Consider the following 26,379-nt stretch of genomic DNA (forward strand, 5'->3'; position numbering starts at 1 on the left):
CCCGCTCAGTAGAGGTCCAACTCGACGCCCAGCGCCGAGGCGACCTTCGACGACGCCTTGACGATGCATGCACGCCCGACGAGCGGCATGACGCTGTCCAGCACTCCGACGACCTCCGATGCCTGCGCGCCGGCCGCGATGGCCTCATCGACTTCGCGGTGGATCGATGCCTCGGCCGCCGACACGGCGATGAGCGCACCGAGCCGCACGAGCGCCCGGGTCTTCGCGTCCACCAGGGAATCACTGGTCGCGGCGCGATCCTCCGGACCGGGGGCATCGATGCTCAGTCGCCGGAGGTGCTCCGCGTAGTCCATATCGACCCTCTCGGTCGCGTCCTTCGTGCCGCCGCCGTGGAGCGGCGCGGCATCCATGTCCAGTGAAGCAACGGGCGGTCGGCACGGCGTCACACGATCCGTGTGATCTCTGACGGATGCCGTAAGGCGTCGTCGCCGCGCCGGTCACCGCCGTCGCGCGACCGCGCCTGCCGAAGATCACTCACCGTGGGTGAGTCGGTCGGCCGCGGCATCCGTCACCGTGGAGACTCCAGAGGAAGGACATCCCATGACCGACCGCACCCTCGATGAACTCGGCCCCGTCGACTTCATCGTCGTCGAGTTCCCACCCGGACATGCCAGCTTCACCGGCGAGATGGCGGCGGAGCTGCTCGCCCTCGTCGACGCCGGAACCATCCGCGTCATCGACATCCTCGTGCTCACGAAGGACGCCGACGGCTCCATCGAAGCGCTGGAGCTGTCGGAGCTCGACGATCTCGGACCACTGGTGCGCCTCGAGGCGGAACTCGCCGAACTCCTCGCCGCGGACGACGTCGCGCATCTCGCGGCCGCCATGGACCCGGGCACGGTCGCCGGCGTACTCGTCTACGAGAACCTGTGGAGCGCGGGCTTCGCGTCGGCCGCCCGCCGCGCGGGCGGCCAGCTCATCGCCGACGGCCGCATCCCGATCCAGTCCATCATCGCCTCGATCGAGGCCGACGATACCGCCATCCAGATAGGAGCCTGACATGCTCGGACGAAGAGTAGGACGCGTGGGAGTCATCGGGGCTCCGGTCGCCAAGGCGGCCGTCGTCGGCGCGGCTGTCACGCCCGGTCCCTCGCCGGTCGCGAAGGCCGCGGTCGTCGGGGCGGCCGTCACTCCCGGCCGCTCGCCCGTCGCCACGGCGGCTGTCGTGGGCGCCGTCGCGACGCCCCGGCGACGCCGGATCTGAAACAACCCGGGCGCCTCGTAGCGAGACGCCCGGGCTCACCCCGATGCTGAGCGTCGCCGTCACCGCTCCGCGATGTGGGCGTGAGCGGCGCCGGCAGCGACATCCGCCGTGTCGTAGGTGAAGACGAGCCGCGCCGGAACGGTGCCGGCAAGGACCTCGTCGACGGACGCGTTGACCTCGTCGAGCTCGCGTGTCTGCGTGATCACACGCGTGCGACCGGCCGCGTGGAGGTCGAACACCTCGACGAGGTCCTGTCGCGTTCCCACGATGGAGCCGATCACGCTGATGCCCTTGAGCACCGTGTCGAAGATCGGAATCGTCAACGTGCCGTCGGCCGGCAGCGACACCAGCACCAATCGGCCGCCGCGGTTGAGGGCGTCGAACGCCTGCCGGAAGACGGTCGGTGCGACCGCAAGCATCACGGCGGCGTCTGCTCCGCCGAGGTCACGGATCGCCTGCACTGGATCGGTGGTCTTCGCATTCACGACGTGGTCGGCGCCCAGCTCGGACGCGAGCGCGAGCTTCTCCTCGGTGACATCGACCGCGATCACCTTCGCGCCGACGAGGCGCGCGTACTGCACGGCGAGATGACCGAGGCCGCCGACACCGAAGACCGCGACGGTCTCTCCCGGAATGATCCGGGCGTTCTTGATCGCCGCATACGTCGTGACGCCCGCGCACGTCAGCGGAGCGGCATCCAGTGGAGTGACGGCATCGGGAACCGGAACCGCGAAGCGCGCATCGGCCAGCATGTACTCGGCATAGCCGCCGTCCACGCCGTAGCCGTTGTTGTACTGCTGCTCGCAGAGGTTCTCGCGACCGTCGATGCAGTAGCGGCACTCGCCGCACGCGTGACCGAGCCACGGCATCGCCACGCGCTGTCCGAGCGTTCGACTGGTGACGCCGTCACCGAGCTGCTCGATGATGCCCACGCCCTCGTGCCCCGGCACGAGCGGCAGCGGCGGCTTGACCGGCCAGTCTCCATGCATCGCATGGATGTCGGTGTGGCAGAGCCCGCAGGCCTCGAGCCGCACCAGGACCTGTCCGTGCCCTGGCTCGGGAATCGGCCGCTCCTCGATCTGCGCGGCTGCTCCGAACTCTCGGACGACTGCTGCCCTCATGACTGTCTCCTCCATCGAATCGGTACGTCCTCCAGTCTTCGCCGCCGCATCGGACGCTGCCGGGACGTAAGTCCCGCAGGCTCGCCAGGCGCGAGAGGCGACAAGCACCACGATGCGTGGCCGACGACGAGCTACAGCCGGGAGATGCCCATCCCGACGATGAGAAGGCCGATCACGACGAGGATGGCGCTGGTCAGCAGGCCGCCGTTGGTCTCCATCCACAGATGCGCCGCAACCAGGCGCGGCTGCATCCGGGTCGGTGAGGCGGCCGTCACGATGATCGGAAAGGCGACGGTGGATGCCGCGACCACGGTGTAGATGATCACCGGGATGATCGCGACACGGACCGAGCCGGCGTCGGCATAAAGGGTCAGGCCGGCGGCCAGGGCGAGCACGACGCCCTTGGGGCGGAGATTGAGGATGAAGCCCAGCCCCAGCGCCGACCAGGCGCCCATCTTCGCCTCGGCGCGCATCCACTTCGGAGTCGTCGCCGCCACCCCGCTCCGGCGCCGACGGAACCACGAGAGCACGCCGAGCAGCATCGCCGCGACCCCCAGCACGATCTCCACGATGGCGACGGCGGTGTCGGGCTGCCGGTCGGTGCGCGAGGTGGGGAGCACGCTCGCGAACAGCGCCGCAATGGAGACCGTCAGCACGATGCCGACGACCCAGCCGATGAGAAACGGCACCGCCGCGCGGGACCGGTTCGGAGACAGCAGGATGAGGATCGTCGTCACGATGGGGACGGAGCTGATGGCGACCGCGGTCGCGATGATCAGCAGGTGACCGATAGTCGACACGACCGCCCTTCCCAGCCCTGGTCCGTGAGACAGGCCCCTCACCGAAGTGAAGCACAGATGGACAATGAAATGCCGCCTGGGAATTGTCATCACCCGTTCGTGGTGAAGTGTCACGACTATCCGAGAGCATTTCTCATCGCCCCGAATTGCCTCGCGCAGTTTCATTGACAGCGGATCAAAGCCGGGATAGGCATGGTCCGTACCGTCGTCGACGAACCTCGCCAAGAGTCCGCCGCCGACTGAATCGGACCCTGGGGGGTCCACGACGGCAGGGGAACCTGAAGATGGCTAACGGCGGAGAGCACGAAGATGCTGCATAAGAAGGATGACGTCCGCGACGAGCTGCTCGACGAGGTCTTCGCCTCAGGAGACCTCTCGGTGTCGCTGCCGAAGTATCGGATGCCCGAGAAGGAGCACCTCGCACGCCACGCGTACCAGGTCGTCGTCGACGAACTGATGCTCGACGGGAACTCGCGTCAGAACCTCGCGACGTTCTGCCAGACCTGGCTCGAGCCCGAGATCCGGTCGATCATGGCCGACACCCTCGACAAGAACATGGTCGACAAGGACGAGTATCCGCAGACGGCCGAGATCGAGGCGCGCTGCGTCCACATCCTCGCCGATCTCTGGAACTCGCCCGAGGCGCAGAACACGCTCGGCACGTCGACCACCGGCTCGAGCGAGGCCGCGATGCTCGGCGGCATGGCGCTGCTGTGGAATTGGCGCGCCCGGCGGCGCGAGGCCGGCAAGCCGACCGACAAGCCCAACCTCATCTGCGGACCGGTGCAGGTCTGCTGGCACAAGTTCGCCCGGTACTGGGATGTCGAGCTGCGGGAGATCCCCATGGAGGGCGACCGCTTCATCATGAACGCCGACGAGGTGATCAAGCGGGTCGACGAGAACACCATCGGCGTCGTCCCGACGCTCGGCGTCACGTTCACCGGCCAGTACGAGCCCGTGCACGACGTGAGCGACGCACTCGACAAGCTGCAGGCGGACACCGGGCTCGACATCCCGATCCACGTCGACGGCGCGAGCGGGGGCTTCATCGCCCCGTTCACCGTGCCCGAGCTGGTGTGGGACTTCCGCCTGCCGCGGGTGAAGTCCATCAACACGTCGGGACACAAGTTCGGCCTGGCCCCGCTCGGAGTGGGATGGATCGTCTGGCGGGATGCCGCGGAGCTGCCCGAGGACCTGATCTTCAACGTCAACTACCTCGGTGGCAACATGCCGACGTTCGCCCTGAACTTCTCGCGTCCCGGCGGTCAGATCGTCGCGCAGTACTACAACTTCCTGCGGCTCGGACGCGAGGGCTACCGCAAGGTGCACGAGTCGTGCCACGACACGTCGATGTACCTCGCGGAGGAGATCCGCAAGCTCGGCCACTTCGACATCATCAACAACGGCGGCGCCGAGTCCGGTATCCCGGCCGTGTCGTGGAAGCTCAAGGAGGGCGTCGATCATCCGTTCACGCTGTTCGACCTCGCCGACCGGCTGCGCACGCGCGGCTGGCAGGTGCCCGCGTACACCATGCCGGCCGATCGACAGGACCTTCCCGTGCAGCGGATCCTGGTGCGGCAGGGCTTCGGGCGTGATGAGGCGTCGCTTCTCATGGCCGACTACCGTGCGGCGATCGAGCACTTCGACAAGCACCCGATCGTCAACTCCATGACCGAAGAGGAAGCCGGCAGCTTCCACCACTGACGGACGTCGTGCCTGGCGGACGCCCGAGCGCGTCCGCCAGGCGACCACCCCGACTCCACAATCCGCGGGACCTTGGGCCCCCTCGTCCGCGGCGGCATGGGATTCGCTGGGGCTGGGGCCGCGATGCGGCGATCAGACCGGTGGAGGTGACGTCATGGGCGGGACGAGCAACGACGCGATTTCGACGCTGACCGAAGAGGAGTGCTGGGACCTGCTGGCACGGCACGAACTGGGCCGGCTTGCCGTGGCGGTGAACAGCGAGCCGGACATCTTCCCCATCAACTATGTGGTCGACGGGCCCCGCGTGCTTTTTCGCACTGCTCCCGGCTCGAAGCTCGCCGAGCTCTCGGCCAACCCTCGCGTCGCGTTCGAAGTCGACGAGCACGACGACACCTTCGGCGCGAGCGTCGTGCTGAAGGGCGTCGCCACGCGACTCGAGCTGCAGCGTGAGATCGACCTCGCCGATGCTCTCCCCCTCACCCCCTGGACGCCTACGCTCAAGTACCGCTGGGTGCGGATCACGCCGGTCTCGATCACAGGTCGACGTTTCGATCGCGGACCCGAGCCGGACCGCTACGCCGCGTCAGCGGGCGACGCCTGGACCTGACGCTGGAGAGCGGCTGAGATCACCGAGGGAAGCTTCGACCGCTCACGGACTCCGGCACGAGCCGGATGAAGTCGTCCTTCTCCGTCGGACTGTTGGAGGCGAGCTCGAGAACACCGCTCGCCTCGATGTCGGCATCCGTGTCCATCCGGTGGGCGTCGGCATGAACGACCACACTCCAATGGGCACTCGCCGTCTCGCCGTCGATCTCGAAGGCGACCGAGGGATGCTTCGCGATGCTTCTGAGCTTCGATCCGGGCGCGGACCTGATGAAGACACTGCCGTCATGGACGAGGTAGTTCACGGGGAAGACGTCCGGACGTCCGTCACGGCCTTCGATCGCGAGCCTGCCGATCTGCGTCGTCTCCAGCAGTCGCCAGCAGTGCGCGGCCTCAAGATGCTCCACCTTCTCCGCACCGCTCGCCGGCTCCGCCGGCCGGCTGGCGAGGTACGGATTGGGGACACCGGAGCCGGGCCCCTCCGGGCCGTCCGCGGGCGGCTGGACATGGCGCGCATGCCCGGGCGCGCGGGGATCGATGACCGGGGGCTCATTGCCGACCATAGTGTCGGTCCTTCCTGATTCTGTCTCCAGTGAATCGCGGCCCACGCGCTCCCACAGGGCCGAAGGTCCCGGGCACGCGTATGGTCCCGTCGACGCAGATCCTCCTGGTCGCGCGCACGGGCACTGGCGGCCTGGCGCGCCCGGCCCTACGTTGGCCGTAACGGCAGTGGAGGAGGACCACGGTGGCCGAGCCCGGCTCGCTGTCATTTCCCGACGGACCCCGCACTGAGCTCGAAGGCGCGATCAGCGCCTTGGTCGCGCAGAGCGCGAAGGTGATGAGGACGCAGGGCCGCCTGCGGGCCCTGCTGCGCGCCAATCAAGCCGTCGTCGAGCAGAGCGACCTCACGCTCGTGCTCCGCAGCATCGTCGAGGCCGCCGTCGAGCTGGTCGATGCGCAGTACGGAGCGATGGGCGTCATCAATCCCGAGCGCGACGCGCTGGAGCAGTTCATCTATGTCGGCCTGCCTGATGAGGATGCCGCGGCGATCGGGCATCTGCCTGAGGGGCGCGGCCTCCTCGGTGCGCTGATCACCGACTCCCGGCCGATCCTTCTGGCCGAGATGGAGGGCGATCCCCGAGCCGCCGGCTTCCCTCCCCATCATCCCCCGATGCATTCGTTCCTCGGTGTGGCCGTCCGCGTCGGCGACGAGGTCTTCGGAAATCTCTACCTGACGAATCACCGCGACGGCGGCTTCAGCGAAGAGGATGAACAGCTGCTGGAAGCACTCGCAGCGACGGCGGGGTTCGCGATCGGGAACGCGCGGCTCCTCGCGGAAGCAAAAGTCCGCGCGCACTGGATGACGGCGGCGGCCGAGCTGTCCGCCGCCATCCTGTCGACCTCGACAACCACCGCTCTGGATCTCCTCGTGACACGGGTGCGCGAGGTCTCCGGGGCCGAGCAGGTCACCATCCTCCTGCCGAGTGAGGACGATGGCCGGTTCCGTGTCGCCGCGACGAACGGCGAGGCGGAAGCCGTCCTGCGCGCCACGGAGATCGACCCCAGCACGGTGTTCGCCGGCCGGGTGCTCGACGACCCTCGGCCGCACACGCAGCCGCGACGGCCCATCGACGCAGACGACCCGCTTCTCATCGTCCGGGAGGGAGTGAGTGGTCCGGTGATGGCGATCCCGTTGCAGAACGGGCCGCTGTTCTGGGGAGTGATGTGCATCTCTCGCAGTCCCGACGACAGCCGGTTCTCACCGGCTGAGACAGAGGGGGCCGTCGACCTCAGCTCGCGAGCGATCCTCGCGCTCGAGCTCGCGCGCGCCGGCGAGGAGGCCCAGCGCGCGCTCCTCGCCGACGATCGACGGCGGATCGCGCGCGACCTGCACGATCACGTCATCCAGCAGCTCTTCGGTGCCGGACTCGGCCTACAGGCCCTCGCCAGCAGCGTCGGTCCGGGCCCAGCGGCGGACGGAATCAGCGACACGATCGACCAGTTGGACGACGCGATCGCCCAGATCAGAACCGTCATCTTCGCGCTCTCGCACCGCGACGACACGTCCGTTCGCCATCGCGTCCTCGATGTGGTCGGCGAGGTCTCGAGCGGGGCGCGCCGGCCGCCCGCCATCCGATTCAACGGTCCGGTCGACCTCCTCGTCCGCGACGAGCTGGCAACCGACGTCGTCGCCGTCGCCCGCGAGCTCCTCTGCAACTCGATCCGCCATGCTCAGGCGGACCACGTTTCGCTCGACGTCACGGCGTCCGACGACAAGGTCACCGTCGTCGTCGAAGACGACGGTGGAGGAATCCCCGCGGACGCCGCACTCAGCGGACTGGACAACCTCCGCCAGCGCGCAGAGCAGCGGCGGGGCGCCTTCGCCGTGGAGTCCTCGCCCGTGGGTACGACGGTTCGCTGGATCGCCCCGACCGGGGCGGCATCCGGCACCAGCCTGAAGGAGAGCGGATGATCACCGTCTTCCTCGTCGACGACCACGAGATCGTCCGCCGCGGACTTGCGGGGCTCGTCGGCGCGCAGCCCGACATGGAAGTGATCGGCGAAGCCGGCACCGCGCGTCAATCCCTGGGCAGGATCGAAGCGACCCAGCCCGACGTGGCGGTGCTCGATGTGCGGCTGCCCGACGGCAGCGGCATCGACGTCTGCCGGGACGTGCGCTCGCGCCTGCCGTCGGTGGCGTGCCTGATCCTTACGGCCTACGACGACGACACCGCCGTCTCGGCCGCGGTGCTGGCGGGTGCAGCCGGCTATGTACTGAAGAACATCGGCGGATCCGGCCTGGTGGATGCGATCCGCGCGGTGGCCGGCGGGCGCACTCTGCTCGACCCGGACGCCGTGACCCGTGCGAAGGCCGGCATGCATGATCGAGCGGACGAGGATCCGCGTCTGGGCTCACTGGGGCTGCGGGAGCGGCAGACGCTCAAGCTGATCGCCGACGGTCTGACGAACCGGCAGATCGGCGAACGGCTCGGCATCGCGGAGAAGACGGTGAAGAACTACGTCTCGTCGATGCTGAGCAAGCTCGGTCTGGAGCGCAGGACCCAGGCCGCGATCTTCCAGCTCGAGCACCCCGATCCGGACTAGCGCCGTATTCCGCCCCGTGTGCCGGACACCGCGATGAGCTTAGAGCGCCTGTTGCGATCCTGAGCCCGGACCGTCCGCCGAGGCGGCAGACGGCGTGAGATCCCGCTCGATCCTCCCCGCCCGCACCGGCGGCACGACGCACACCGGGCAGTCCGCCCTCCACAGCACCTCCTGCGCGACCGAGCCGAGCAGCGTTCCGGCCAGCACTCCTCTGCGATGCGTTCCGATGAGCAGCAGAGACGATCTCGAGGCGAATCTGAGAAGGGCGGCAGATCGGCTGTCGCGGATCAGCTCCTTCGTGACCGAGAGGGTGGGGCGCCGGCGCGCCACCTCTCGGGCGGTGTCGTCGAGTATCCGACGGTGTCCATCGATCACCACCGCCGGGTCCACCGTGAGCGCGGTGCCGTAGTCGAAGGTGGGGCTGGGCATCAGCCACGAATGCACCAGGCGCAGCCCCGTCCCTGTCGTGCTCGCTTCCCCGATGCCGAAGTCCAGTGCAGCGTCCGAGGAATAGTCGTCCGCGATGCCCACCGTCACGGGATCACCGCCCTCGGTCCACCCGGCAGGAACGATGCACACCGGCGTCTGGACACGCAGGCTCAGACGCAGCGGTGTCCAGCCGTTCGCGGCGGCTCGTATCGGGTGCCCGGTGTGGATCCCGATCACGACGAGGTCCGCTCCTTGCGCGGCCTCCGCGAGCGACGCGGTCACCTCCCCGTCGAGGCGATGCAGTTCGACCTCGAGGCCGGGAATGCGCTCTCGCAGGGCGGCCTCCGCCTCCGCGAGGCGCTCGACGCCCGGAGTGCGGTCCTTCGTCGAAGGCGAGGCCACCAGGACGACATCGACCTTGGTCATCCCGCGAGCCGAACGCGCCGCCGTCCAGTTGAGCGCCGAGACCGCCGCGGGGCTGCCGTCATAGCCGAGGACGATGCGTTCCATGGGAGTCTCCCTTCCCCGGTGCCGGAGTGGCTCCTCTCTTGAACGTAGCCAGGCCGATCTCGCGGGGCCGGGACGTAGGTCCCGCCGTGCGGACGCCCGCCGCCGCCACGCAGGACCAAAGCCCCGCGAATGGTCCTGCGGACGCGGTCGACTGTGGGGACAGGGAGAGGACGACATCATGTCTCATGTGGCGAACCGTTTCACCGGATGCACCATCATCGTCACGGGCGGAGGGGCGGGCATCGGCAGGGCCACGGTCGAGCGACTCGTCGCAGAGGGTGGTCGAGTCGTCGCGGTCGACGTGTCGGCGGACCGCCTGACCGCCCTGACCGACGAGGTCCAGGGCGACGTCACGACCGTCGCCGCCGACATCACCGATCCGGCGTCGACCGCTCGGATCCTGGATGCCGCCGGACCGAGGATCGACGGGCTTGCGAACGTCGCGGGGATCATGGACGGCTTCGAACCGACCGCCGAGATCGCCGACGCGACATGGGATCGTGTGCTGGCCGTGAATCTGACGGCCATGATGCGGCTGACGCGCGCCGTGCTCCCTCCGATGCTCGTGCGGGGCATGGGAAGCATCGTCAACGTCGGCTCCGAGGCGGGTCAGCGCGGCTCCGCCGCCGGCACGCCGTACACGACGTCGAAGCACGCCGTGAACGGATTCACCAAGAGCACCGCTTTCTTCTACACGCCGAAGGGCATCCGCTGCAACGCCGTCGCGCCCGGACCCGTCGCGACCAGCATCGAGGCGCCGTTCCACTCCGAGTGGGCCGGGGAGCGTCTCGGACCGCTGTTCCAGACCAATATCCCGCGCGTCGCTCGTCCTGAGGAGCTCGCCGCCGCCATCACCTGGCTGCTGAGCGACGACGCGTCGAATGTGTCGGGCGCCATCCTCTCGGTCGACGGCGGCTGGGCCTCGATCTGACCACCCGCCTCCGGGCGATCACGACCACGACCACGACCACGAGTGCGGCCGTGGTCGTGGTCGGCTGCGTGTCAGACCTTGACCGCGGAGAGTTCCGCCAGCCGCAGCCATGTCTCGACGATGGCGTCGGCGTTGAGCGACATCGAATCGATGCCGCGTGCCAGCAGCCACTCGGCCAGGTCGGGGTGGTCCGAGGGACCTTGGCCGCAGATCCCGATGTACTTGCCCCGCCGTGTGCACGCTTCGATGGCGCGTTCCAGCAGATCGAGCACCGCCGGGTCGCGCTCGTCGAAGGACGCGGCGACCAGGGCGGAGTCACGGTCGACGCCGAGGGTCAGCTGGGTCAGGTCGTTCGAGCCGATGGAGAACCCGTCGAAGTGATCGAGGAAGGCATCCGCCAGCAGCGCGTTGGAGGGGATCTCGCACATCATCACGACCTCGAGCCCGTTCTCGCCACGGCGAAGGCCGTTCTCCGCGAGGAGGGCGACGGTCGCCGCAGCCTCGTCGACGGTGCGGACGAACGGGATCATGATCTTGAGATTCGTGAGCCCCATCCGATCGCGGACGTGGCGCAGCGCCTCGCATTCCATGTCGAAGCAGGCCCGGAAGCTCGGGGTGGTGTAGCGGGAGGCCCCGCGCCATCCGAGCATCGGATTCTCTTCATGGGGTTCGAAGAGGTCACCGCCGAGAAGACCGGCGTACTCGTTGGTCTTGAAGTCGCTCATCCGGACGATGACAGGCTTGGGCGCGAAGGCGGCGGTGATGGTCGAGACGCCCTCCGCCACCCTCTGGACGAAGAAGTCACGGGGTGAGGGGTAGGCAGCCGTCCGCTGCGCGACCTCGCTCTTCAGCGGCTCCGCCAGCGAATCGAACTCGGCGAGCGCGCGCGGGTGGATGCCGATCGCGCGGTTGATGATGAACTCCAGCCGCGCGAGGCCGACGCCGCGGTTGGGCAGCTGCGCGAGAGTGAACGCCTGGTCGGGCACGCCGACGTTCAGCATGAGGTCCACCGCGAGCTCTGGGATCCGATCCAGCGGGGTCTCTTCGATGGCGTAATCGAGGATGCCTCGGTACACGAGCCCGTCATCGCCCTCCGAACAGGCCACGGTCACGCCGGTCCCGTCGGTCAGCGTCTCGGTTCCCGTCCCCGTTCCCACGACGGCGGGGATCCCCAGCTCGCGCGCGACGATGGCGGCGTGACAGGTCCGGCCGCCGCTGTCGGTGACGATCGCCGAAGCCATCCTCATGATCGGCTCCCAGTCGGGGTCGGTGCGGTCGGCCACCAGCACGTCGCCGGTTTGGAAGAGATGCATCAGGCTGAGGTCGTGCATCACCCGCACCGGGCCGTGGCCGATCTTCTCACCGACGGCACGACCGGATGCGAGCACATCGCCACGCGCTCGCAACACGTAGCGGCGCAGCACACTGCTGTCTCTCCGGGTGACGACGGTCTCAGGCCGGGCCTGAACGATGTACAGCGAGCCGTCCACGCCGTCGAGCGCCCATTCGATATCCATCGGGTGGCCATAGTGGGATTCGATGGCGAGGGCGCCGCGCGCCAGCTCCTCGACCTGCTCGTCCGTGAGGCTGAATCGCGAACGGTCGCCGGCGGCGACGTCGGTGAGGACCGTGCTGTCGCCGACTCGCGTGCCTGCCGCATATCGGAGCGCGACCGCCTTGGTCCCCAGCTCACGGCGGAGGATCGACGGCCGCGCCGCGCGGAGAGCCGGCTTGTAGACGTAGAACTCGTCGGGATTCACGGCCCCCTGCACCACGGTCTCGCCCAGACCGTAGGCGCCCGTGATGAAGACGACATCGTCGAAGCCGGACTCGGTGTCGATCGTGAACATCACGCCCGAAGCCCCGACATCGGATCGAACCATGAGCTGCACGCCGGCGGAGATCGCGATGTCGTCCTCGTCGAATCCCCGTTGCGCCCGATAGACCAGCGCACGATCGGTGTAGAGCGAGGCGAAGACGCCTCGGATGGCCTCGAGCACGTTCTCGATGCCGTCGATGTTGAGGAACGTCTCCTGCTGTCCTGCGAAGGAGGCGTCGGGCAGGTCTTCCGCCGTCGCAGAGGATCGCACCGCCCAGGTGACCTGGTCGGGATGGGCCTGCTCGGCGACCAGCGTCGCGTACGCCGCGCGGATGTCGTCGTTCAGGCCGGCCGGGAACGGCTGACCCTCGATCCAGGTGCGGATGCGCGCCGCCACCACCGCGAGTTCACGCACGTCGCTGGTATCCAGGTCCGCCAGCTGGGTGCGGATCCGTGCCGAGAGGTCGCCGTGCGCGAGGAAGGCGCGGTACGCGTCAGCAGTGGTCGCAAAGCCCCCTGGGACACGGACGCCCGCACTGTGGATACGCGAGACCATCTCGCCGAGCGATGCGTTCTTGCCGCCGACGCGTGGCAGGTCCGACATCGTGATGTCTCGGAACCAGAGCAGATTGGACATGTCGTGCGTCTCCTATGACTAGAGCCGTGAGCCGAGCGCGGGAGGGGCGGCCCGAAGCCGAACCCGACCGCGGCGCGATCACAGCGTGTGCGCTCCTGAGGCCATGCTCTTCACGCGTGCACGGCAGCGCAGGGTCGAAGGTCCCGCCGCGGACGGCGGGACGTTCGGCCCAGTCATCGCCGAGCCGATCCCGGAGTCTGGGTGCATCAACGACGGAAGGAGCGGACGGTGAACGCACTGATCGTGTACGAGTCGATGTTCGGGAACACGCGCAAGCTCGCGGAGGCGATGGCAGGGGCGCTGGAGACGACGGGGGCCGACGTCACCGTCTCACCCGCCTGCGAGGCACCGGCCGACCTGAGCGACTACACGCTGGTCATCGTCGGAGCCCCCACCCACGCGCACAGCCTCCCCCGGCCGAAGTCTCGTGCCGAGGCCGTGGAGTGGGCGGTCGATCCGACGAAGAAGCTGAGCCTCGAGGAAACGGCCCGCTCAACGGGAGTGCGCGAGTGGCTCGAAGGGATCATGCTCGTCGGCAACCCCCGATTCGCCGTGTTCTCGACGCGAGCCGACTTACCTCGGATCTTCTCGGGGGATGCGACCGCGGCGATCACGAAGGGGCTCCGCCGCCGTCTCGCCGACGCCGACGCCCACGCCGACTTCCTCGTCGGTCTGGACAACCGGCTCCTCGAGGGCGAGGAGAGTCGGGCGAGCGAGTGGGCCGGCGGACTGGTCGCCGTCCCCAGCGCATAGCGGCGGCGCCATCATGAGCACCCTGCGTGCACTCGGCATCCTGCGTCCCCCTGCCCTCCCCACGCGGTGAGGGACGCCGGATGAGCGCGTACGGCACGATCGAGCGCGGTGCGGCCGCGCGAACGGTCGCATTCGTGACCATCGCGTTCGGGATCTCGTGGAGCCTGTGGTTCCTGCATCCGGTCGTCGCTCACGACCAGAGCCTCGCACTCACTCTGGACCAGCTCGCGACCTTCGGGCCGGCGGTCGCGGCACTGCTGGTGGCAGGCCGCTCGGCCGCCACCCGCGGCACGGACGATCAGCCCCCGCGAGTACGCGTCGTCGTCGCGGCGCTCGCAACCCTGACCGTCACCGTGCTGCTCCTCGCCCCGCGATGGGCGGATGTGTCATCCCCGATGGCGGCCGCGCTGCTGGTCGTGCTGATCACGATTCCCGCAGCGCTGGTCTGGATCTCGGGAAGCCGCAACCCTCGTTTCGCGAAGCTGCTGTCCAGCATCCTGTCGCCGCGTTCGCCGTGGTGGACATACCTCGTCGCCATCCTGCTGTTCCCCGTGGCGAGCGCGCTGGGCAGTGGCCTGGTCACCCTGCTCGGCGCGGACGTCGGCTCGCAGCCGCTGGTGCTCGCGGAGGGGTCGTGGACCGGCATCCTGATCGTCTTCGGTGTCACTCTGCTCTTCGGCGGGCCGCTCGGCGAGGAGATCGGATGGCGCGGATGGTTGCTTCCGACGTTGCAGGCGCGCCTGAGCCCGCTCCTCGCCAGCCTGATCGTGGGTGTCGTCTGGGGACTCTGGCACCTACCGCTTCACCTGCGAGGCGTGTACGACGCCGGCATGGGCACAGGTCCGGCAGGCTTCGCCCTCCGCGTCGCCAGCAGCTGCCTGCTCGCTGTGATCTTCACCTGGCTGTACAACCGGTCGCGCGGCGGCCTGCTCGTCGTGATCCTGCTGCACACCTCGGTGAACAACACCTCGGGATACTGGCTGCCGGTGAATATCGGTCTTACAGCCGTGCTGCTCGTCATCGCCACCCTCATGGTGGTCACCGACCGGATGTACGTCCGTCCCCCGCAGGCGTCGCAACGCCGCAGCACCTGGATCCCGGCATGACCGGGCACGAGCATCACGGCCCTCACGAAGGGCGAAGGCCTGCGGCGGAGGCTTCGACGCGGCGAGGCCGGACTCGCGCTGCGCAGACGCGATCGCCGTGCGCGCGCTGACGTCGACTCACCCACGGCAGGCCCGAGCATGCGGCCCGCGAGGTTCGACCGGCCAGGATCGCGTTGTGGGATCGGGCGGATGGCGGCTCGGAGGATCGGGACCTTCGACCCTGTTCGCCGGCGGGATCCGGGAGTGGAATGGGATCGACGGAACGAGGTTGGACAGGTCGACAGACGACAAGCACGGTGTGGAGCGGGGTCAGAGGTGGACGCCATGCGCGACCTCCCCCGTTCTCTCCGAGGGCGTCGAGGGCTTCGGTGTCCTGGACGCGGCGCTATGCGCACCTCGACGACCTGTGCGGCATCCGGGGGGATGCCGCACAGGTCGCAACTCCGGCATGAACGCGCGGCTGAGGCGACCCGGCTGTACTGGCGGCCGCTGAGGACGCCGGCCGATCGCGTCACGCCAGGCGGGTGGTCGCCTCTGGCCGCGCTGCGAGGGCGGCGGCGGTGCGGACGATCGTCTGCTGCATGACATCGACGGCCGGCGTGGGGGCGATGTCGGTGACACGCGCGATGCTGATCGTGCGCGTCAGCGTCGGCTCCGCGAGACGCACCGCCCGCAGCCCCTTGCGCTCGATCATCACCATCGCCGGGACGATCGCGACGCCGATCCCGCGCTCCACGAACCGGAGCACGGCATCCATCTCCGCGCCCTCGATGACCGCGCGGGGCGACAGTCCCGCCGCCTCGAAGGCGGCATCGGTGGTGCTGCGGAGATCGTACGTCGAGCTGAAAGCGACCTGCGGCAGATCGGCGACCTCACGGAGCGTGATGCTGTCGCGCGCGGTCAGCGGCGGTGCGTCGCCGGACGAGATGACGACGAGCTCCTCGAGCAGAAGGGGGGTCACGGTGAATCTCTCGGTGGATGCACCACCCGACGTCGTGACCAGCGCGAGGTCCAGCTCGCCGCCGGCGAGAGCGTCGAGCAGCCCGCGCGAACCCCGTTCGGTGATGTGCAGCTCGATCGCGGGGTGCGCGGCGTGGAACGCCCCCAGCACCTCGGCGACCAGGCTGATGCAGAGCGTCGGCGTGGCGCCGAGGCGCACGCGCCCGCGCCGCAGCCCGGCCAGCGCATTGAGCTCCCGGCGGACGGAATCCGCGTCGGCGAGCATGCGGCGCGCCAACGGCAGGAGCGACTCACCGGCCGAGGTGAGCGTGCTGCCCGCACGCGCACGGTGGAACAGCTCCGCGCCGAGATCCTGCTCGAGCGTGCCGATCTGACGGCTGAGGGACGGCTGAGCAAGGTGCAGCTGCTCGGCGGCCCGCGTGAAGTTGCCGAGCTGGGCCACGGTGACGAAGGCGCGGAGCTGCTCGAGATTCACAGTTCATAGCATACCGCTATTGATATGAGCAGAAAGATGCATTGGAGTAATCGTCGCGATGTTCTTACCGTGGAGGGGTGAGTACTTCAGAGCGCCAGCTTTCCACCACCGTCCTCGTCATCGGCACCGGGGGCTCCGGACTCCGCGCTGCCATCGAACTCGCCGAGGCAGGCGTCGACATCATCACCCTCGGCAAGCGTCCCAAATCGGACGCCCACACCTCGCTGGCCGCCGGTGGCATCAACGCCGCCCTCGGCACCATGGATGCCGACGACAGCTGGCAGCAGCATGCGGCCGACACCCTGAAGGAGAGCTATCTGCTCGCCAACCCCCACACCGTCGAGGTCGTCACCTCGGGCGCCGCCCGCGGCATCGAAGACCTCGAGCGGTACGGCATGCCGTTCGCCCGCGAGGACGACGGACGCATCTCGCAGCGATTCTTCGGCGCGCACACGTACCGTCGCACCGCCTTCGCGGGCGACTACACCGGACTGGAGATCCAGCGCACCCTGATCAACCGGGCGGCTCAGCTGCAGGTGCCCATCCTCGACACCGTGTACGTCACGCGCATCCTCGTCAACGACGACGGCGCCGTCTTCGGCGCATACGGGTTCGACCTCGAGGACGGCACGCGCTACCTCATCCACGCGGATGCCGTGATCCTCGCGGCGGGGGGACACAACCGGATCTGGCGGCGCACCTCCTCGCGACGCGACGAGAACACCGGCGACTCGTTCCGTCTCGCCGTCGAAGCCGGCGGCCGCCTGCGCGACCCGGAGCTCGTCCAGTTCCACCCGAGCGGCATCATCGAACCCGAGAACGCGGCGGGCACCCTCATCTCGGAGGCGGCACGCGGCGAGGGCGGCATCCTGCGCAACGGCCTCGGCGAGCGCTTCATGCACCGCTACGACCCGGAGCGGCTCGAGCTCTCCACACGCGACCGTGTCGCACTGGCCTGCTACACCGAGATCAAGGAGGGGCGCGGCACCCCGAACGGCGGCGTGTGGCTGGATGTCTCGCACCTGCCGCGCGAGACGATCATGACCCGTCTGCCTCGCGTGTACCAGACGATGCTCGAGCTGCAGATGCTCGACATCACCCAGGAGCCGATCGAGATCGCGCCGACCGCCCACTACTCGATGGGCGGCGTCTGGGTGCGGTCCTCGGATCACTCCACCGACGTCCCCGGTCTCTACGCCATCGGCGAGGCCTCCTCGGGCCTGCACGGCGCGAACCGCCTGGGCGGCAACTCGCTCATCGAGCTTCTCGTGTTCGGGCGCATCGTCGGGCAGGCCGCCGCGGACTACTCCGCGTCGCTGCCGGCACAGCGTCGTTCCGCGTCCGCGGTCGCCGCGGCTCGCTCGGAGATCGCCGACCTGCTCGCCGCGTCGGGGACCGAGAACGTGCGGGCGCTGCAGCGTGCCATCCGCGACACGATGACCGAGCACGCCGGGGTGGTGCGTGACGAGCAGGGCCTTCTGACCGGTCTCGCGGAACTCGACGCCATCGAGGCACGCATGGCCGACATCGGCGTGCACCCCGACATCGCGGGCTACCACGACCTCGCCCACGCGTTCGACCTGAAGTCGGCGGCTCTCGCCGCACGCGCGACCCTCGAAGCGGCGCTCGAACGCCGGGAGACCCGCGGCTGCCACAACCGCAGTGACTACCCCGACATCGACCCGGAGCTGCAGGTCAACCTCGTCTGGTCGCCGACGACCGGTGTCGTCCGCGAGCCGATTCCCCCGATCCCGGCCGAGATCGCGGCGCTCATGCGCGAGGTGTCGGTCGCCGGGAAGCTCGTCGAGTAGCGCCGTACGGCGGCCACCGCGGCACGCCTCCACTCTTCACACCCGCAGGGTCAGGGGAACTCTCGGTCAGCTGTAGCCCGTTCGCCGACATGCTGCAACCCCCAGAGGCGTCTGGGGGGCATGCGAGTAGAAAGGCAGAGTGAAGAGAGTGACGTACGCGGGAAGCGAGTTCGTGACCGGGGATGACATCGCGTCGGCACTGATCAGCTGCGGCCGGGCGCTGGCGGAGGCCGGCGAGGCCGAGGCCGTGACAGTTCCGTCATGGGAGCAGGACGGCACGATCACCGGGGTGATGGTGCTCATCGGCCCGGCGAGCCAGATCGTCGTCCAGGACGCCCATGTCGACGCAGATGAACTCGTCGACGCCACCGCCATAGCGCGGTTGAACGCGATCGAGCGCCGTCTGAGGCCGGTCGCGGCCTTCGACGTCGACGGCCGGAGTGACGGCTGGGACGGCGACAGTCGCGGTCAGGCCTGGGACGGCGAGATCTGACGACCGGAGATCTGACGACCGGAGATCTGACGGCTTGAGCATCCCGCTCCCGCAGCGAGCGGGATGCCGACGCGTGCGAAGGCACGGACGTTGTGGTGCGCCGTCGACCACACGCTACTGCAGACAGAATTCGTTGCCCTCGGGGTCCCTCATCTGGAAGTAGGTCTCGGGCCACGGACCCCAGGTCTGGTCGACAAGGCGCACGACCTCGGCCCCCAGGGCGACGAGTCGATCCTTCTCGGCGTCGAGCTCTTCGCGCGTCGGATGCCGGCCGGGTGTGGCACTGATGTCGAGATGCAGCCGGTTGCGCCCGCGTTTCGCGTCGTCGGCGTGGTGGAAGAACAGCCTCGGTCCCACACCTTCGGGATCCTCGGCCAAGCCGCGCTTGGCGAGGTCCGTCTCCGTCAGTCCGGCGGCGAGCAGCTCGTCCTTCAGCGGGTCGTCCCAGGTGGCCTCGGGATAGCCGAACACGGCGGCCCAGAAGCGGGCGAGCGCCGGAGGATCGTCGGCGTAGAACGTGATGTTCCCGAGTTTGCCGGCCATGACGACCTTCTCTCCCGCGGCGTCGGCGCCGCGACATCCGTCACCCTAGACCTCCCCGCTGACACGCCTCAGCGGAAGTCCCTCGCGCGGTGCTGCACGCCCACACGGAGGTCTTCGAACCGGTCGGCGATGAGGTTCGTCACCCCCTCGGCCGAACGCTCCAGAATGCCGCGGGCGATGAGCGCCGGCGAATCGCGCACGACCCGGCGATACCTGTTCCAGACCCCGAGCGAGCACACGACGTTCACAAGGCCATGCTCGTCCTCGAGGTTGAGGAAGGTGATTCCGGATGCCGTGGCCGGCCGCTGCCGGTGGGTCACGAGTCCGGCGACCTCGACGCGGCGACCGACCTCGTGGCTGCGCAGTTCGCGAGACGTCAGGACGCCGCGACCGTCGAGGCCGGACCGGTAGTGCGTCAGCGGGTGGTCGTCGGTCGAGATGCCGGTGGCCCAGAGGTCGGCGGCCAGCCGCTCGTAGCTGGTGGGATCGGTGAACAGCGGCGGCTGCACCGCGATGAGGGAGTCCGGCAGGAACTCCGGGCGATCCTGCGCTGCGGATCCGGCCAGCCAGATCGCCTCGCGCCGGCTGAGACCGAGGCACTCGAACGCCCCCGCGGTGGCGAGCGCCTCGACCTGCGTCGCCGTGATACTGGTGCGCCGCACCAGGTCGCGCTGGTCGCGGAACAGGCCACCGGCCTCGCGCGCCGCGACGATACGCTGCGCGACGGTCGCGCCGATCCCCTTGACCCCGGCGAGGCCGAGTCGCACCGCGTACCCGCCGTCGCGCCGATGCGCCGCCGACTCGTCGGGCGCGTCGAGGTCGAAGAGCCCGACCGGCGGCTGGTCGCGTTCGAGGCAGGAGTCCAGGCCGGTGGGCTCCGCTCGTTGAGCGGAGGGCGCTCTAGCGCCCGCAGACGAAGCGCCCCGGGCATCCGCAGACCTCGGGTCGGTGGATTCCGGTCGTTGAGCGAAGGGCGCTCTGGCGCCCGCAGACGAAACGCCCTGGACACCCGCAGACCTCGGGTCGAGGTCGTCCGCGTGCTCGCTGCGTTTCGTCTCGCTCGTTCCTCGCTCGCTCAACGACCGGGGGGAGGATGGCGCTCCTTGGCTCGACGACCGGGGGGAGGGTGGCGCTCCTTCGCTCGACGACCGGGAGGAGGGTGGCGCTCCATCGCTCAACGACCGGGAGGCGGGCTCCACGCCCTCGAGCACGGCCTCGGCGCCCGACAGGTGCAGGTCGGGGCGACGCACCTCGACCCCGTGGTGGCGTGCGTCGCCCACGAGGGTCGCCGGCGAGTAGAAGCCCATCGGCTGCGCCCGCAGCAGCCCGGCGAGGAACGCCGCCGGGTAGTGCAGCTTGATCCACGAGCTGGCGTACACGAGCAGCGCGAACGACAGCGAGTGCGACTCGGCGAATCCGAAGTTCGCGAACGCCTGGATCTTGGCGTAGATCGCGTCGGCCTCCTCCCCCACGAGTCCGTTCTCGGCCATGCCCGCGTACAGCTTCTCTTTCAGCGAATCGATGCGCTCCACTCCGCGCTTCGATCCCATAGCCCGTCGCAGCAGGTCGGCGTCCTCGCCGGTGAGCCCGCCGACGGCCATGCCCATCTGCATGAGCTGCTCCTGGAACACCGGGATGCCGAGCGTGCGCTCGAGCACCGGCACGAGCTTGGGGTGGGCGTAGGTCACCTTCTCCTGCCCGAGCTTGCGCTTGACGAACGGATGCACGGCCCCGCCCTGGATGGGCCCGGGGCGGATGAGCGCGATCTCGATGACGAGGTCGTAGAACCGCCGCGGCTGCAGGCGCGGCAGGAGTCCCATCTGCGCACGCGACTCGACCTGGAAGACGCCGATCGAGTCGGCGCGGCACAGCATGTCGTAGACCGCCTTCTCCTCCTTCGGGATCGTCGACAGCTCCCAGTCCTCCCCCGTCGAGGCGCGGATCATGTCGAAGCAGTACTGCAGGGCCGCCAGCATCCCGAGCCCCAGCAGGTCGAACTTCACGAGACCCATCCAGGCGGCGTCGTCCTTGTCCCACTGGATCACCGTGCGGTTCTCCATGCGGGCGTGCTCGATCGGCACGACCTCGCCCACCGGCCGGTCGGTGAGCACCATGCCACCGGAGTGGATGCCGAGATGCCGCGGCGCCTTGAGGAGCTCGGACGCGAACTCGAGCACCTGATCGGGGATGTCGTGGCCGGCGCCCGTCTCCAGGAGTGCCCCCCACCCTTCGATCTGCTTCGACCAGGCGTCCTGCTGCCCCGGCGAATGCCCCAGCGCCTTGGCCATGTCGCGCACGGCGTTCTTGGGCCGGTACTGGATGACGTTCGCGACCTGCGCGGCGCGGTCGCGCCCGTACTCCTGGTAGACCCACTGGATGATCTCTTCCCGACGATCGGAGTCGAAGTCGACGTCGATGTCGGGCTCCTCCTCGCGCAGGCTCGACAGGAACCGCTCGAAGGGCAGGTCGTAGCCGATCGCGTCGACCGCCGTGATGTCGAGCAGATAGCAGATCGCACTGTTGGCCGCCGATCCCCGCCCTTGACACAGGATGCCGCGGCGCCGCGCCTCCTGGACGATGCCGTGCACGATCAGGAAGTAACCGGGGAAGTCCTTCAGCTCGATGACACCGAGCTCCTTCTCGATTCGCGCCCGGTTCTCCTCGGTCAGGTGGGGGTACTTGCGCGGCACGGCATCCCACACGAGCTTGCGCAGCCACGACATCGGCGTGTGCCCCTCGGGCACCTTCTGCTTCGGCAGCGCGGGCTTGGCCTTGCGCAGCGGAAAGGCGAGCTCGTCGGCGAGCGTCACGGTGCGGGCGACGGCATCCGGGAACCTCACGAACCGCTCCGCCATCTCGGCGCCCGACCGCAGGTGCGCCCCGGCGTGGGCCGGAAGCCAGCCGTCGAGCTCGTCGAGTCCGCGGTTGGCACGCACCGCCGCGACGGCCGCGGCGAGCAGCTGCCGCTTCGGGACGGCGTAGTGCACGTTGTTCGTCGCCAGCAGCGGCAGCCCGCGCTCGCGCGCGAGCCCCGCGAGCACGTCATTGTCGCGGGAGTCGAGCGGGTTGCCGTGGTCGATGAGCTCGACGTGGACGGCGTCGCGCCCGAACAGCGTCACGAGGCGGTCGAGCTCGTGAGCCGCGGCATCCGCCCCCGCCTTCCCCGGCGCGGATGCCAGCGCGCGGCGCACGGCGCCCTTGCGACAGCCGGTGAGCACCGCCCACTCCCCCGCCGCCTGCGCGGCGAGCTCGTCGAGGCCGTAGACCGGACGCCCCTTCTCGGCCCCCTGCAGCTGGGCGTGCGTGATCGCGCCGGCCAGCCGGTGGTAGCCCTCCTCGCCGCGGGCGAGCACGAGCAGATGCGCGCCGGCCGGGTCGGGCTCACCGTTCTGCGGCTTCGGCAGCTCGAGCGACAGCTCGGCGCCGAACACGGTCTTCAGCTGCAGCGCCTCGGCGGCCTCGGCGAACCGGACGATGCCGTAGAAGCCGTCGTGGTCGGTGATCGCGAGGGCGTGCAGTCCCAGGCGCTCAGCCTCTTCGGCGAGCTCCTCCGGAGAGGAGGCGCCATCGAGGAACGAGTACGACGAGTGCGCGTGCAGCTCGGCGTACGGGATGGCGTCCGCCGGACGCTCGATCTCGGGTGCGACATACGGCCCGCGCTTATGCGACCACGCCGGGCTGTCACCGCCGTCCGCACCGACCGGCGGTGCCTCGGGCCTGCGACGGCCGCTCAGCACGCGCTCCATCTCGGACCACGGAACGCCCGGGTTGTTGAAGCCCATCAGCCCTCACCACGATCCCGGTCGTTGAGCGAGGGAGCGCCAGCGACCGAGACGAAACGCCTCGAGCCCCACCGCCACACCCGGCCCGGAGCGTTTCGTCTCTGCGTTTCGACTCGCAAGCTCGCTCAACGACCGAGGGCCCGGCACCGGTCGTTGAGCGAGGGAGCGCCAGCGACCGAGACGAAACGCCTCGAGCCTCACTGCCACGCCCGGTCCGGAGCCTTTCGTCTCGGCGTTTCGACTCGCAAGCTCGCTCAACGACCGGGACAACGATCTCGGTCGTTGAGCGAGGGAGCGCCAGCAACCGAGACGAAACGCCTCGAGCCTCACTGCGACGCCCGGCCCGGAGCGTTTCGTCTCTGCGTTTCGACTCGCAAGCTCGCTCAACGACCGGGACAACGATCTCGGTCGTTGAGCGAGGGAGCGCCAGCGACCGAGACGAAACGCCTCGAGCCCCACCGCCACACCCGGCCCGGAGCGTTTCGTCTCTGCGTTTCGACTCGCAAGCTCGCTCAACGACCGAGGGCCCGGCACCGGTCGTTGAGCGAGGGAGCGCCAGCGACCGAGACGAAACGCCTCAAGCCTCACTGCGACGCCCGGCCCGGAGCCTTTCGTCTCTGCGTTTCGACTCGCAAGCTCGCTCAACGACCGGGAGCCAAGCTCCCTAGTCATAGGTGGCCTCCGCGGTCCACGCGTCGCCGTCGCACACCAGCAGCCACGCCGATCCGTCGGCGTCGACGACCTGGAACCGGTACGCACGCCGCGAGCGCGCGGCATCCCATCCCCGCTCGACCACGGGCCACGGCCCCGCCCAGGCCTCGATCGCCCGCCGGCGCCCGCTCTCGATGAAGAACGCGGGGACGGCTGCGACGTTGCCCCGCTCGTCGACATCGACCAGCTCGCCCCCGAGCGCGCGCACGTCGACCGGCACCGGATCGGCGAACACCGTCGTCGGCAGCGGATCGGGCAGGCTCCCCGGCCATGGTCGCGCACGCTGCGCCGCGAGGCCGCCGGCGCCTGTCGCCTGCCGGTCGCGCTCGTCGCGGTCGCCCCAGGGCACGAGCACCTGGCGCTCCGCCAGCCATCGCCCGCCGCCGATCGCGGGGGTCAGCACACCCCGGTGCCCGAGCATCGCCTGCACGCGCGACAGCGCATGGTGCACCCGCTCCTCGGGGCCGCCCCCGAACAGCGCGGGGGCGTGATGGGATGCCGCGTCCACAGTCTCGGGCGAGATCCGCACCAGGGCGACCCCGCTGCGCAGCCCGCGCCCCGCGGCGTCCCCGGTGCCGACGTCTTCGGCGAGCTGCCACCGCACGCGGTCGACGACCGCGGCGGCATCGAACGAGCCGGGATGCAGCCACACCCGCTCGCTGCGCTCCCCGCGGTCGCCGACGAGTTCGACCCGCAGCTCGGTGCACACGAGGTCCACCGCGCCCAGACCTGCGATGAAGTCGTCGGCGGTGACGCGCATGGCGAACGCCACCTGATCGGCGATCTCGAGCGGCGGCTCGAACGCGACCTCGCGCTGCAGCTCGGGCGGCGGCGTGCGCGGCTGCACCGGCCGCGAGTCGTGCCCCGCGGCGAGGGCGTGCAGCCGGACGCCCCGCTCGCCGAACCGCTCGCGCACGCGGTCAGGCTCCATCGCGGCGAACCCGCCGAGCGTCTGCACGCCCAGCCGCGCGAGGAGTCCCACGAGGTCCGCTGCATCCTTCGTCCCGGCTGCGCCCGCACCGATCATCGCCGACGCGTCGAGCACGGCGACCGACAGCGGCGCGAGGAACCCCGCCGCCCCACCGGCGGGCACGACGAAGACCGGGTCGTCGGCGCTCGTGCCGCCGCGCGCCGCCTGCTCCGCGGTGAACGGGCCGTCGGCGATCCCCGCCCGGACTCCGTCGAGGCCGGCATCGCGCAGCGCGCCGATCAGCATGCGGGCGGCCTCGGTCTCGCCGCCGTAGTACCGCGCCGGGCCGCGGGCGCGCAGTGCGCACAGCCCCGGCCGCACCAGCTGGACGCCGGGCGCCCGCTCCTCGATCAGCGACACGATGGGCGCGAACGCGCGGTGATCGCGCGCGGCATCCGCGTCCACCAGCGTCAGCCCCGGGCATCGCGCCTGCGCGTCGCGCCGTCGCTGCCCCCGGCGCACCCCCTCGGCACGCGCGGACGCCGAGCATGCGACGACGAGATTGCGCTCAACGACGGCGATCGGATGCCGCGACCTGTGCTCCGCACCCGACGGCGACCCGCCAGACGCGGCCGCTCCAGAACCGGCCGCACCCGACGGCGACCCACCAGACGCGGCCGCTCCAGAACCGGCCGCGCCCGGCAGCGCCGCGCCAGACACTGCCCGCCCAGACGACGCCGCGCCAGACGACGCCGCGCCAGGCAGCGCCGCGCCAGACAGCGCCCCGCCCGACGGCGACCTGCCGGACCGAGCGCCCCGCCTTGTACCTGCCCGCGCCTCCGGACCCGCGCCCGGCCGATCCCCCGTGTCGCGCTGCTCCGCGACCTCGTCCGACTCGGAGCCCGGACGCTTCCCGGACGCGGCCGACTGCGTGCCCGGCCGCTGCGCGGCCGCACCCGCCTCCCGCTCGAGAGCCGTGACCGGCCAGTCGGGAAACCACAGCACGAGGCTCCGAACGGGCGTTCCCGGCGTCATGTCACCCCACCGCCCTGACCCGATGACCGAGCGAGACCTCGTACGCCGAGGCGGCGGCCGGATGCAGCGACTCGACAGGACGCATCCGCTCGGGCGCGGCGGAGACGTGGCCCGCCGCATCCGGGAGCATCACGCGAGCTCGCCGGGATCGCGGCCAGCGGCGGCTCGAGGAGGTGAGCGTCACCTCGCGACCCGAGAGATAGCCGTACCCGCGGCCGACGCCCTCCCATGCCGGCTCACCCACCTCGATCACGGCCTCTGCCTGCGGCCACGGCCCCTGCACGAGCAGCACCGCACCGCGATCGCGCAGCCGCGCCGCCAAGCGGGAGATCTCGCCGTCGGCGGCGCGCCCGGACGGACGCACCGCGACCACCGGCAGCACCTCGGCGACGGTCGAGGTCACCGCGAGCCAGCGCGCCCCCGGATCGGGGATGAGCACGAGCCGCGACAGATCGACCCCCAGCCCCTCGGCCGCCTCGGCGCCGAGCCGCGGCATCCCGACCACACCGCACCAGGACCCGGACTGCGACGGCTGGGCGAGCAGCGCCAGCAGCACCGACGTCGACCGCGGGAGGGAGTAGGCCGATCCGGGACGCAGGCCGCCCCCGGGAAGCAGCGAGGCGAGGGCGGGATGCACCGGCAGCACCGGCGCGTCGAGCCGGCGTCCCTGCACCCGCTCGAGCTGAGCGCGCAGCTGTGCGACGGTGTTGGTCGATCCTTGGCCCATGCCCGCGTCTGCCGAAGCCGTTCTCCCCGCGCGGAGGGCGGCAGGTTCGGGGGCCGTCGGCTCATGCCCGACGGTCTCGTGCACGTGCTGTGCCGTGAGCTGCACGATCGCCCCCATTCCCACATTCTAGAACAGATGTTCTAGTCATTCAACCGCTGGGAACGAGCGTACCTTCCACTTCCGACAGTT

The 26,379-nt window shown here is 69.8% G+C and carries 22 protein-coding genes; 11 read left to right on the forward strand and 11 right to left on the reverse strand.

What is annotated here, in order from left to right; all coding sequences use genetic code 11:
- Positions 1 to 5 precede the first annotated feature (5 nt).
- On the reverse strand, positions 6 to 371 hold the full coding sequence (locus ACI3KX_RS00770; protein ID WP_404907113.1) for a hypothetical protein: 366 nt from the start codon (positions 369 to 371) through the stop codon (positions 6 to 8).
- Positions 372 to 561: 190 nt separating this feature from the next.
- Between ACI3KX_RS00770 and ACI3KX_RS00775 the strand changes: the two genes are divergently transcribed.
- Both ACI3KX_RS00775 and ACI3KX_RS00780 read left to right on the forward strand, forming a co-directional pair.
- The gene (locus ACI3KX_RS00775) at positions 562 to 1,020 is read left to right on the forward strand and encodes a DUF6325 family protein (RefSeq protein WP_404907115.1); all 459 of its coding nucleotides are present in this window, start codon (positions 562 to 564) and stop codon (positions 1,018 to 1,020) included.
- A gap of 1 nt (position 1,021) precedes the next feature.
- Entirely contained in the window at positions 1,022 to 1,225 is a 204-nt protein-coding gene (locus ACI3KX_RS00780; RefSeq protein WP_331910334.1) for a hypothetical protein, read from the forward strand.
- Positions 1,226 to 1,284: 59 nt separating this feature from the next.
- On the opposite strand, the gene adhP is transcribed toward ACI3KX_RS00780, so the two are convergent.
- Positions 1,285 to 2,346 carry an alcohol dehydrogenase AdhP gene (gene adhP, locus ACI3KX_RS00785; protein WP_404907117.1) on the reverse strand — a complete coding sequence of 354 codons (1,062 nt, stop codon included), beginning with the start codon at positions 2,344 to 2,346 and terminating at the stop codon, positions 1,285 to 1,287.
- 131 nt (positions 2,347 to 2,477) lie between these two features.
- On the reverse strand, positions 2,478 to 3,371 hold the full coding sequence (locus ACI3KX_RS00790) for a GAP family protein (protein ID WP_404907119.1): 894 nt from the start codon (positions 3,369 to 3,371) through the stop codon (positions 2,478 to 2,480).
- A gap of 84 nt (positions 3,372 to 3,455) precedes the next feature.
- On the opposite strand from ACI3KX_RS00790, the gene ACI3KX_RS00795 reads away from it, so the two are divergent.
- Positions 3,456 to 4,850: a glutamate decarboxylase gene (locus ACI3KX_RS00795; RefSeq protein WP_349428122.1), complete on the forward strand. Its 1,395-nt coding sequence runs from the start codon at positions 3,456 to 3,458 to the stop codon at positions 4,848 to 4,850.
- A 154-nt stretch (positions 4,851 to 5,004) separates the two neighbouring features.
- On the forward strand, positions 5,005 to 5,457 hold the full coding sequence (locus ACI3KX_RS00800) for a pyridoxamine 5'-phosphate oxidase family protein (RefSeq protein ID WP_404907121.1): 453 nt from the start codon (positions 5,005 to 5,007) through the stop codon (positions 5,455 to 5,457).
- Positions 5,458 to 5,476: 19 nt separating this feature from the next.
- Here ACI3KX_RS00800 and ACI3KX_RS00805 read toward each other — a convergent pair whose 3' ends face one another.
- Complete coding sequence (locus ACI3KX_RS00805) at positions 5,477 to 6,016, reverse strand: pyridoxamine 5'-phosphate oxidase family protein (protein ID WP_404907122.1); 540 nt, start codon at positions 6,014 to 6,016, stop codon at positions 5,477 to 5,479.
- A 182-nt stretch (positions 6,017 to 6,198) separates the two neighbouring features.
- On the opposite strand from ACI3KX_RS00805, the gene ACI3KX_RS00810 reads away from it, so the two are divergent.
- Both ACI3KX_RS00810 and ACI3KX_RS00815 read left to right on the forward strand, forming a co-directional pair.
- A complete protein-coding gene (locus ACI3KX_RS00810) occupies positions 6,199 to 7,926 on the forward strand; it encodes a GAF domain-containing protein (protein WP_404907124.1) in 1,728 nt (575 codons plus the stop codon).
- Entirely contained in the window at positions 7,923 to 8,558 is a 636-nt protein-coding gene (locus ACI3KX_RS00815) for a response regulator transcription factor (RefSeq protein WP_363353310.1), read from the forward strand. The genes ACI3KX_RS00810 and ACI3KX_RS00815 overlap by 4 nt, the downstream gene beginning before the upstream one ends.
- A gap of 39 nt (positions 8,559 to 8,597) precedes the next feature.
- Here the strand turns inward: ACI3KX_RS00815 and ACI3KX_RS00820 are convergent, their stop codons facing one another.
- Positions 8,598 to 9,497 carry a universal stress protein gene (locus ACI3KX_RS00820; protein WP_404907127.1) on the reverse strand — a complete coding sequence of 300 codons (900 nt, stop codon included), beginning with the start codon at positions 9,495 to 9,497 and terminating at the stop codon, positions 8,598 to 8,600.
- Positions 9,498 to 9,675: 178 nt separating this feature from the next.
- On the opposite strand from ACI3KX_RS00820, the gene ACI3KX_RS00825 reads away from it, so the two are divergent.
- On the forward strand, positions 9,676 to 10,428 hold the full coding sequence (locus ACI3KX_RS00825; protein WP_363353314.1) for an SDR family NAD(P)-dependent oxidoreductase: 753 nt from the start codon (positions 9,676 to 9,678) through the stop codon (positions 10,426 to 10,428).
- A 71-nt stretch (positions 10,429 to 10,499) separates the two neighbouring features.
- Here ACI3KX_RS00825 and ppsA read toward each other — a convergent pair whose 3' ends face one another.
- Positions 10,500 to 12,884 (reverse strand): phosphoenolpyruvate synthase, encoded by a 2,385-nt coding sequence (gene ppsA / locus ACI3KX_RS00830; RefSeq protein ID WP_404907129.1) that lies wholly within the window; start codon positions 12,882 to 12,884, stop codon positions 10,500 to 10,502.
- 228 nt (positions 12,885 to 13,112) lie between these two features.
- Between ppsA and ACI3KX_RS00835 the strand changes: the two genes are divergently transcribed.
- A complete protein-coding gene (locus tag ACI3KX_RS00835; protein ID WP_404907131.1) occupies positions 13,113 to 13,637 on the forward strand; it encodes a flavodoxin family protein in 525 nt (174 codons plus the stop codon).
- An 80-nt stretch (positions 13,638 to 13,717) separates the two neighbouring features.
- Positions 13,718 to 14,743, forward strand: coding sequence for a CPBP family intramembrane glutamic endopeptidase (locus ACI3KX_RS00840; protein ID WP_404907133.1), 1,026 nt, complete (start codon positions 13,718 to 13,720; stop codon positions 14,741 to 14,743).
- Between the two features lie 511 nt (positions 14,744 to 15,254).
- Here ACI3KX_RS00840 and ACI3KX_RS00845 read toward each other — a convergent pair.
- Complete coding sequence (locus ACI3KX_RS00845) at positions 15,255 to 16,178, reverse strand: LysR family transcriptional regulator (RefSeq protein WP_404907135.1); 924 nt, start codon at positions 16,176 to 16,178, stop codon at positions 15,255 to 15,257.
- Positions 16,179 to 16,255: 77 nt separating this feature from the next.
- On the opposite strand from ACI3KX_RS00845, the gene ACI3KX_RS00850 reads away from it, so the two are divergent.
- On the forward strand, positions 16,256 to 17,989 hold the full coding sequence (locus tag ACI3KX_RS00850; protein ID WP_404907137.1) for an L-aspartate oxidase: 1,734 nt from the start codon (positions 16,256 to 16,258) through the stop codon (positions 17,987 to 17,989).
- A gap of 139 nt (positions 17,990 to 18,128) precedes the next feature.
- Entirely contained in the window at positions 18,129 to 18,482 is a 354-nt protein-coding gene (locus tag ACI3KX_RS00855; RefSeq protein WP_404907139.1) for a hypothetical protein, read from the forward strand.
- 114 nt (positions 18,483 to 18,596) lie between these two features.
- Here the strand turns inward: ACI3KX_RS00855 and ACI3KX_RS00860 are convergent, their stop codons facing one another.
- The 4 genes from ACI3KX_RS00860 to ACI3KX_RS00875 form a co-directional block, all read right to left on the reverse strand.
- Positions 18,597 to 19,025 (reverse strand): VOC family protein, encoded by a 429-nt coding sequence (locus ACI3KX_RS00860; protein ID WP_363353326.1) that lies wholly within the window; start codon positions 19,023 to 19,025, stop codon positions 18,597 to 18,599.
- A gap of 68 nt (positions 19,026 to 19,093) precedes the next feature.
- The gene (locus tag ACI3KX_RS00865) at positions 19,094 to 22,807 is read right to left on the reverse strand and encodes an error-prone DNA polymerase (RefSeq protein WP_404907141.1); all 3,714 of its coding nucleotides are present in this window, start codon (positions 22,805 to 22,807) and stop codon (positions 19,094 to 19,096) included.
- 664 nt (positions 22,808 to 23,471) lie between these two features.
- Positions 23,472 to 25,583, reverse strand: coding sequence for a DNA polymerase Y family protein (locus tag ACI3KX_RS00870; RefSeq protein ID WP_404907143.1), 2,112 nt, complete (start codon positions 25,581 to 25,583; stop codon positions 23,472 to 23,474).
- A complete protein-coding gene (locus tag ACI3KX_RS00875) occupies positions 25,465 to 26,307 on the reverse strand; it encodes a hypothetical protein (RefSeq protein WP_404907145.1) in 843 nt (280 codons plus the stop codon). The genes ACI3KX_RS00870 and ACI3KX_RS00875 overlap by 119 nt, the downstream gene beginning before the upstream one ends.
- Positions 26,308 to 26,379 lie beyond the last annotated feature (72 nt).

The sequence above is a fragment of the Microbacterium sp. ZW CA_36 genome (assembly GCF_044987475.1).
Classification (GTDB): domain Bacteria; phylum Actinomycetota; class Actinomycetes; order Actinomycetales; family Microbacteriaceae; genus Microbacterium.

Bases quoted from the DNA above. Each gene is read 5' to 3' on its own strand.
- ACI3KX_RS00770 (WP_404907113.1), bottom strand. From the start codon at position 371: ATGGATGCCGCGCCGCTCCACGGCGGCGGCACGAAGGACGCGACCGAG.
- ACI3KX_RS00775 (WP_404907115.1), top strand. From the start codon at position 562: ATGACCGACCGCACCCTCGATGAACTCGGCCCCGTCGACTTCATCGTC.
- ACI3KX_RS00780 (WP_331910334.1), top strand. From the start codon at position 1,022: ATGCTCGGACGAAGAGTAGGACGCGTGGGAGTCATCGGGGCTCCGGTC.
- adhP (WP_404907117.1), bottom strand. From the start codon at position 2,346: ATGAGGGCAGCAGTCGTCCGAGAGTTCGGAGCAGCCGCGCAGATCGAG.
- ACI3KX_RS00795 (WP_349428122.1), top strand. From the start codon at position 3,456: ATGCTGCATAAGAAGGATGACGTCCGCGACGAGCTGCTCGACGAGGTC.
- ACI3KX_RS00800 (WP_404907121.1), top strand. From the start codon at position 5,005: ATGGGCGGGACGAGCAACGACGCGATTTCGACGCTGACCGAAGAGGAG.
- ACI3KX_RS00805 (WP_404907122.1), bottom strand. From the start codon at position 6,016: ATGGTCGGCAATGAGCCCCCGGTCATCGATCCCCGCGCGCCCGGGCAT.
- ACI3KX_RS00815 (WP_363353310.1), top strand. From the start codon at position 7,923: ATGATCACCGTCTTCCTCGTCGACGACCACGAGATCGTCCGCCGCGGA.
- ACI3KX_RS00820 (WP_404907127.1), bottom strand. From the start codon at position 9,497: ATGGAACGCATCGTCCTCGGCTATGACGGCAGCCCCGCGGCGGTCTCG.
- ACI3KX_RS00825 (WP_363353314.1), top strand. From the start codon at position 9,676: ATGTCTCATGTGGCGAACCGTTTCACCGGATGCACCATCATCGTCACG.
- ppsA (WP_404907129.1), bottom strand. From the start codon at position 12,884: ATGTCCAATCTGCTCTGGTTCCGAGACATCACGATGTCGGACCTGCCA.
- ACI3KX_RS00840 (WP_404907133.1), top strand. From the start codon at position 13,718: ATGAGCGCGTACGGCACGATCGAGCGCGGTGCGGCCGCGCGAACGGTC.
- ACI3KX_RS00860 (WP_363353326.1), bottom strand. From the start codon at position 19,025: ATGGCCGGCAAACTCGGGAACATCACGTTCTACGCCGACGATCCTCCG.
- ACI3KX_RS00865 (WP_404907141.1), bottom strand. From the start codon at position 22,807: ATGGGCTTCAACAACCCGGGCGTTCCGTGGTCCGAGATGGAGCGCGTG.
- ACI3KX_RS00870 (WP_404907143.1), bottom strand. From the start codon at position 25,583: ATGCGGCGGGCCACGTCTCCGCCGCGCCCGAGCGGATGCGTCCTGTCG.
- ACI3KX_RS00875 (WP_404907145.1), bottom strand. From the start codon at position 26,307: ATGGGGGCGATCGTGCAGCTCACGGCACAGCACGTGCACGAGACCGTC.